Consider the following 8,053-nt stretch of genomic DNA (forward strand, 5'->3'; position numbering starts at 1 on the left):
CTAAAACTATTTAACAAAATTAACTAAAGACATTTCATTTGCTCTATTAATTGTCGTATAAAGCGATGTATATGTCAATTCTAATGCTTTTGCTTCCATTGCTACTTTTGCTACATCAGCTCCAGCAGTTTCCACATAAAGAACATCAAAATGTGTTAATTTTGCTGAAACTTTTTCTAATGAAACTTCAAAAATTTTATTTCTAACCCCTAAGTCAGTATGTGCAATATTTACTGTATCATAGGCTTTATTTACATCTTCTAAACTCTTTCTTAATGCAGCTTCTGCATCCGCTTCGCTAACTGGTGCACCAGTAGAATCTACTTGTTTTAATGCATTAATTGCATTATCTAAAACATCAAAAATACTCTCTTTTGCTTCAAGAATTTGACCTGGAGTACCAATTGGTGCAGTTGTTTCATATGTTTTTGGAGTAGTTGAAGGCAAAATTTCAGTAACAGGCATTGTATCCGTAGTAGCACCCATTTCTGTATATTTTACAATTTCAGGAACTGCTGGGTCTAGTATCCACTCATTCCCATCATTATCAACAATTCTGTTTTCTTCACTAAATGTTAATTTTTGCCCAACTGCTGCTTCATTAACAGTATTCATCATCAAATCAAAACCAGATACACCTCTTTGTCTATAAGCACCCTCTTCAACAGCTACTTTTTTTAAGTATCCATTACCTTCATAAGTAATTTTTCCTGTTGTAGGGTCTTGATGAAAAGGAGGCTGAGTACCATCAGTACCACTAAATAAATACTCTCCATTTGCTTGTTCGTTAGCAAATAAGAAAATATTCTTTTTTATACCTTCAAGACTAATTGCAATACTTTTTTTTGATTCAGGTTCTGTTGTATCATTTAAAGCCCTTAATATCTCAGATTTTACTGTTTTCATTAGGTCTTTAATTTCAGCAATAGATGAATCAGCTGATTGATTTTGTGCATCAGTAATCTCTATTTGTTTTTTAATCCCTTCAAATACAGAGATTTTATCTTCAATATAAATCTGCTTAGTAAAAACTAAAGAGTCATCACTTCCATCATCAATCTTAGCTCCCGTACTTTGTTGATAACTTAATTTTTGATATTTTTCATTTAAAATATCTAATCTATAAATTGATTCACTTAAACTATTAATCATTGTAGCACCTCCTTAAGCATACGAACAATATCTTCAAAGGTATATTGTTCTTTAGTGCCTTGAGTAAGAAACTCTCTTATTCTCTCTTTTTTAGCTAACGCATTGTCAAGCTCTGGATCCATTCCTGCTTTATATGCACCTACTCTAACAAGTACCTCATTCTCTTTTATAAGAGATAATACCCTTTTTAACTTTAAAAAGTAATTATAGTGATTATCATCTACAACTTTATCCATTACCCTTGAAGCAGACTTTAAAAGGTTAATTGGAGGATAAAATCCTTGCTCTGTCAAATCTCTTGTCAATACAATGTGACCATCTAAAATTGACCTACTTTGGTCTGCAATTGGGTCATTCATATCATCACCATCAACTAACACAGTAAAAAATGCAGTAATTGAACCTTTTGCATTACTACCTGCTCTTTCCATAAGTTGTGGAAGAAGTGCAAAAACTGATGGAGGATAACCTCTACTTACTGGTGGTTCACCAGTACTTAAACCTATTTCTCTTTGTGCCATTGCAAATCTTGTAACTGAGTCCATCATTAAAAGAACATCATGACCTTTATCTCTAAAAAATTCTGCAATAGCCATTGCTGTAAAAGCACCATATTTACGCATTAGTGCTGATTCATCTGAAGTGGCTGCTACAATAATAGTATTCTCTAAGTTATCACCTAAATTAAAGTGAATGAACTCTGGAATTTCTCTTCCTCTTTCACCAATAAGTGCAATAACTTTTATCTGAGCTTCACAACCTTTTACAATCATTCCCATTAAGGTTGATTTACCAACTCCAGAACCTGCAAAAATACCTACTTTTTGCCCTTTACCTGTTGTAAGCATAGAATCAATTGCCTTAACACCAGTTGAAAATCTTTGATTAATTATTCCCCTTTCAAGTGCTGGCATAGAGAGTTTATTTATGGCTGCATTCTCTGGAGTATCTTTTATTTTTCCACCTTCATCAATTGGTTCTCCCAAAGCATTAACAACTCTTCCTAAAAGACCATATCCAGCTTTTACATTAAGCCCCTCTTTTTGCAAATAAACCTTATCATGAATTTTAAATCCTTCAATAAAAGAGAAAGGAACAACAGTAAAATCTTGTGCTTCAATTGAAGCAACCATTCCCAAAACTGTGTAAAGATGTTGAACTGACTCTATTTTTACAATATCTCCAACAGCAACTTCAATACCAGTTGCTACAATTGTTGTTGTACTAATATGTTTAATTCGTCCAAAAGGAATAGATAAACTTGCACTATCAATGCTATTTAATAAACTATCAATATCCATTATTGCATCTCATCACACATTCTTTTATATAAACTATCTTGTGTTCCTTGAATCTGTTTACACTTCTTAACATATTCCTCTTTTTTTTGTGTATTTCCTAATGTTTCATAAGCTTTAATTACTTCATAATATGATTTTGCTAAATCATTTGGTTTTATTTTTCTATTTGTATCTAAACCTTCAAGTAGATAATCTAAAGCCTTTTTTGTATTATTTTTATTCTTCTCATATTTTGCTAACTCTTGCTCTACAAAAGGAGAATAAACCCTAGCTTTTATATCTTTTTGTTTTATATATAATCTATTTAATATATCTATTGCTTCTTGTTTTTTATCATTATTTAATAGATATAAATAGTATTGATAGTAAAAGTCAATAATCAAAGGATTATCTTTGTTTGCTTCTATATAATCTTTATTATTATCTGCATATGCATAAAATCTTTTCATAGATATAGGTTCATTTTTTGCATTTAAAATCAAAAATCTATATAAAAACTCTTTTGCTAAAACATCTTTATCATTTACCATCTCTACTTTTGCAGAAAAGCCCATAGCTTCATCTAATAAACCTAATTTATAAGCCATACGTTCTAAATACAAATATATTTGAGCATCTCTACTTCTATTAAAAGCATCTTTCATAAGCATATAAGCTCTTTCATAAGGCTCTTGAACCATACATTGAAAAAACTGCTCTTTTGTATCAACATCATCAATAAGTTTTTGCAAGGTTTCTCTTCTTGAAGTTTTAAGAGTATCTTTTAATTGAGCACATTTTCCTTCTTCTAAATACTGCTTAATCATCTCAATATTTACAACATCAAATATTGCATTCATACTATCATAACCAAATCTTTTAGCAATTGAATTAGAGATTTTACTATACACTCTTTTTTTTCTTAATATCATTTTATACTTTTTATCTCTTTTTTCATTTAAAAGTTCTTGTAATAAAACTTTTTGTTGCATAGATTCTGAATTTGGATATTTGTTTGAAACTACATTTGGGTCAATTTTACCCTCTCTCATAAAAATCTCATCAATATACATTTTAGCTTTATCAACATACATTCCATTTGGAAACTTATTTAATATATCTTCATAAAGAGTTCTTGCTTTTATTAAATATTTAGGCGTACCTTCATACATTAACATATAAGTATTTGCTAACTTAAACTTAAAGTCTTCAATTGCTTGTTTATCATCGGCTCTCTTAATTAATTCAGTTAAAATCTTAACAGCAAACTCTGGCATTTGAGCATTTATCAATTTATCTACTTTTTCCAAAGCAATATATGAATCTGTGGCATAATAATCAATATTTTTATCTAAAACTTTAGTAATTAACTCATAAGCTTCATCATATTTATTATCTAAAATATAAACATCAAAAAGCTCATCAGCAACAATAGTAGCTACTAAAATATCAGTTGTTTTAGTAAGTACTTCATACAAAATTCTTTCTGCTTTTTCATATTTATATTGAAATCTATGAACTTTTGCTAATTGAATTTTTCCATAAGCTTTTGTCAAATTATCATTAAAGCTATTTACTATAATATCTGCAAAATATTTAGCTTCACTTACTTTATTTGAGTATAGTTTTAAATCAACTAAAAGCATATAAGCTTTTGCAAGTTGGTCTTCTCTAATTTTTGAGCTATTTATAGCTGTTTCTAATTCATTTACCGCGTCTAAAATAAATCTTTTTGATTTTTTCTTAATTGATAATTCTGCATATAAAATATATATATCAGATTCAAGTATTTTTATTTTATTTTTATTTTTAAAATCTTTTATTTGTTGATATGCATCATCAACCTTGCCTTTTTTAGCAAGCATCTTTACATTTTCAATAATATCAAATCCATTTGTAATTGCTTGTTTTCTTTCTTGTGAAATCTGTTCATTTGCAGAATTAATAAAACTATAATAAAAATCTTTTTTTGCAAAAGAAAAAGATATTAATAAAAACAAAATTATAATACTTTTCAACTAATTACCTTTTTTTCTTTTTTAATTCAAATACATAAGCAAATATCTCTGCAATTGCTTTATAAAACTCCGAAGGTATCTCTTGAGATATCTCAATTTGATTATATAAAGATCTTGCTAAAGCAGGATTCTCAATAATAGGAATATCATTATCCTTTGCTACATCTTTTATTCTTAACGCAATGAAGTCAATACCTTTTGCAATCATTTTAGGTGCTGCATCTACTTGATTATCATACTTTAATGCAACTGCATAGTGAGTAGGATTAGTAATCACAACATCTGCATCAGGAACATCTGACATCATTCTTTTCATGGACATTTCCATCTGTATTTTTCTAATACGACCTTTTACTTGTGGGTCCCCGTCCATATTTTTAAACTCATCTTTAATCTCTTGTTTACTCATTCTTAATGATTTTAAATAATAATATTTAGTAAAGAAGAAATCCATTATAGCAAAAATTATTATAATTAATAATATAGTTGCTAAGAAAATAACGATTAAATTGACCATTTTATCTAAAGCTGCATATAAAGACATATCCATCATAGCAAGGTAGTCTTCTCCTGTTAAAAGAACAACAACAACCATAACTGCCATGATTATTATGAGTTTCATTGTTAATTTTAAAGACTCAACTGCTTTTTTTAAACCAAATATATTTCCAAATCCCTTTATTGGGTCAAGTTTTTGTAAATCAAACTTTAAAGGGGTTACAACAAAACCAAATTGAGTCCAATTTGTTATTAAAGTTAATAATACAACCAAAGCAAACAATGGAGCTAATGCTGAAATCATAGTCATTGTAATAGTGTACGTTAAAGTAAAATATACATTTGAATCTAGTTCTTGACCGATAAAACCATAAGAGTATAACATTAGTTTTTTTATCTGTGTCCAAAAATGACCAGAAAAAAACACTAAATAAATAGAGCCAAAGAACAAAATTGCTGCTCCTGTAACTTCCATAGATTTGTTAACATTACCCTCTTTTTTGGCATCTTCAATCTTTTTAGGTGTGGGTTCTTCGGTTTTTTCATCTTCATCAGCCATTATCTAACCTTACTGAAATTTACTAATAAAAAAATTTGTAAAAGAGTGAGTAAATATCTCCATTCCAAATATTAAAAATAGAAAAATTACTGCAAACTTCAACTGAAACGTAATAACAAATGGTGAAAATGCAGGCATTGACCTAGTACCATAACCATAATATAAATCAAGTATAAAAGCAATAAAAAACAAAGGTAAAGCAAAAGCAAAAGCAAAAGCAAAAAGTCTATTTATTTCATCAATTATTATTTGTATTCCATCATAAGAGAATATATCAAAATAACCTAAATGAATAATTGAAAAACTTTTAACTAAAATAACAAAAGTCATTTCATACATTCCTGTTTCAAAAAATAAAACCAATGCAACTAAATAAAGAAATCTATTTACAACACCCTCTTGTGTACCAGTAGCTGGGTCAAACATATTTGCCATAGATAAAGCAGTTGAATACTCAATTAACTCTCCCATTATTCTAACAGCTGAAAAAATCACATGAACAAAAAATGCAGCAACAGCTCCAAGCGTAATCTCACTTATTAAAGAAAGAGCAAACATATCTTTAGTTATTGGATTTGTTACTTCAACAATTGGAAATAAAAAAATAGTAATAAAAAAAGCAAAAGTTACCCTTACTCTTGGACTTACTGAAGTATGTCCATATACAGGCATAAAAGCAACAAAAGACAAAATTCTTGCAAGAAGTAAGGCAAATTTTATTACAACAGCTTCATTAAGTAAAGATAAGAAAGCTTCCATTACATATAGTGTGAACTTTCTTCAGTTTTTTTATTTGAATTATTCAAAGAGTTTAATATATCAGTTGAAGAAGGAGTTTCTCTTCTATTTTGTTGGTTTTGTTGTTGATTAGAAGAGTTACTATCTTGACTTTGGCTATCTGAACTTGTACTATCATCTGAAGCAAAACTCAAGTTAAACTCTGTATCGGAATCAAAACTTTTTAATAAAGCATTTCTTAAACCTGTTTCATTATTTGCAAAAGCATCTAAAGTAGATGAATTTGAAATATTTAAACTAATATTAATTCCATTTGAATCTCTATCACTTTTCATTAATATAGCAATTGAACCTAATTGTGCAGGTAAAAGATTAATCCTAAAAGCAGTTACAGGTGGTTTATAGTTTTCATACATACTTCTAGCAACATCAGACATCATTGAAGACATTTGTTGTTGTGCACCAATAATTCTACTTTGAATACTCATAGCTAAATTATTTGGCACATTTATATTTACATCTACTCCTTCATTTGCTTTTGTACTAGCACTTGAAGATGCTTGTGCATTTGATGTATTATTATTTGTAATCTCTTGCATCATATTTTTATTTGTTGTAAACTTCTCTAATAAATCATTTTTTTGAATCTGTTTTTGTGTATTATCTTTTATTTCAACTTTTGCTTCTTGTAATTCTAAATCAAGCTGTTTAGCACTAGTTTTAACATCTTCAATACCTTTGGCCTCTTTTGCAATCTTAACACCTTCATGTTTAGCAATAATTGATTGACTTGCAATACTATTTTTTTGTGAACTTAAATATATATTTGTTAAGACATCATTTCTACTATTTAAAGAGCTTTTTTGTTGTTCAACTTCAACTCTTTTTGTTTCAACTACTTCATCTTTATTTAAAGCTTTTGATTCTTCCAAAAGTTTATCCATTAAACTTTTTGGTTCTTTTTCTTTTGCACTATTTTGTATACTATTTTCTTGTTTTAAATCTAAATTTGTAGTTTCAACTTTTTGATTTTGAGTTGAAGTTTTATTATCTAGTTTTGATAACTCTTGTGCAACTTTTTCATTTTTTGTATTTGTAGATAAACTACTATTTTCAGAGGCATTTTTTGTATCTTCTACTGATAAATTAGTATCTAATTTTGTAGTTTGAACTTGTTTTTCAGTTTGTTGCTTTACATCTTGTTTTTTTATATCTACAACATTTTCTTGAGTCTTTTTACTATCATTTTTTATATCTTGCTTTTCATTTGATGTAGAAGCTTCAATTTTAGTGTCATTTGTTTTTTTATCATCACTAATATTTACTGATTTTTCTTTAGTAGAATCAACATTTTTTTTATCTATTAAATTTTCAGAATCAACTTTTTTTGTAGAAGTTTCAATATTTTGAGTATTAGAAGTATTATCAACTTTACTATTTTGTTTTATTTGCTTTTTATCATCAATAATCACTTCATCTGATTTTACTGTTTTGTTACTATCTAAATTAGTATTATTAGGCTTAGTATCTATATTATCTTGCTCTTGTTTACTCTCTTTTAAATTTTGTAAAATAGAAGGGTTTTGAGTTTTTTCTTCATTTGTATTTATTTTGGATTTACTATTTATATCAACTTTATTTTCATTTTCTAAACTATTTAGTTTTTTGCTATTTTCTACATTTTGTTCTAAATTTGTTGTAGTTTTATTTTCTGTTTTATTATCTTTAACTAAAGAGTCAATAGCTTTTTCAGTATCTTTTTTAGACACTTTTTCAGCATCTTTACTTTCACTAGTTGTATCGTTATT

At 27.9% G+C, this 8,053-nt stretch carries 6 protein-coding genes; all 6 read right to left on the reverse strand.

The features are described from left to right. Positions 1-6 precede the first annotated feature (6 nt). Entirely contained in the window at positions 7-1,152 is a 1,146-nt protein-coding gene (flgL, locus tag CP960_RS12260; protein WP_101185774.1) for a flagellar hook-associated protein FlgL, read from the reverse strand. Then, positions 1,149-2,453 carry a flagellar protein export ATPase FliI gene (fliI, locus tag CP960_RS12265; protein WP_191321643.1) on the reverse strand — a complete coding sequence of 435 codons (1,305 nt, stop codon included), beginning with the start codon at positions 2,451-2,453 and terminating at the stop codon, positions 1,149-1,151. The genes flgL and fliI overlap by 4 nt, the downstream gene beginning before the upstream one ends. Further along, on the reverse strand, positions 2,453-4,450 hold the full coding sequence (locus tag CP960_RS12270) for a tetratricopeptide repeat protein (protein WP_101185776.1): 1,998 nt from the start codon (positions 4,448-4,450) through the stop codon (positions 2,453-2,455). Before CP960_RS12270 ends, fliI begins: the two co-directional genes overlap by 1 nt. A gap of 4 nt (positions 4,451-4,454) precedes the next feature. After that, positions 4,455-5,507, reverse strand: a complete 1,053-nt coding sequence (flhB, locus tag CP960_RS12275; RefSeq protein WP_101185777.1) for a flagellar biosynthesis protein FlhB — start codon at positions 5,505-5,507, stop codon at positions 4,455-4,457. 9 nt (positions 5,508-5,516) lie between these two features. Next, positions 5,517-6,266, reverse strand: coding sequence for a flagellar biosynthetic protein FliR (locus tag CP960_RS12280; protein WP_101185778.1), 750 nt, complete (start codon positions 6,264-6,266; stop codon positions 5,517-5,519). Further along, positions 6,266-8,053, reverse strand: a 1,788-nt coding sequence (locus tag CP960_RS13800) for a hypothetical protein (protein WP_101185779.1), incomplete at its 5' end; no start/stop codon positions are given. The genes CP960_RS12280 and CP960_RS13800, both read right to left, overlap by 1 nt.

The sequence above is a fragment of the Malaciobacter halophilus genome, assembly GCF_002837275.1.
In the GTDB taxonomy this organism is placed as follows: Bacteria; Campylobacterota; Campylobacteria; order Campylobacterales; family Arcobacteraceae; genus Malaciobacter; species Malaciobacter halophilus.

Coding starts and splice junctions, on each gene's coding strand:
- flgL (WP_101185774.1), bottom strand. CDS start 1,152: ATGATTAATAGTTTAAGTGAATCAATTTATAGATTAGATATTTTAAAT.
- fliI (WP_191321643.1), bottom strand. CDS start 2,453: ATGGATATTGATAGTTTATTAAATAGCATTGATAGTGCAAGTTTATCT.
- flhB (WP_101185777.1), bottom strand. CDS start 5,507: ATGGCTGATGAAGATGAAAAAACCGAAGAACCCACACCTAAAAAGATT.
- CP960_RS12280 (WP_101185778.1), bottom strand. CDS start 6,266: ATGGAAGCTTTCTTATCTTTACTTAATGAAGCTGTTGTAATAAAATTT.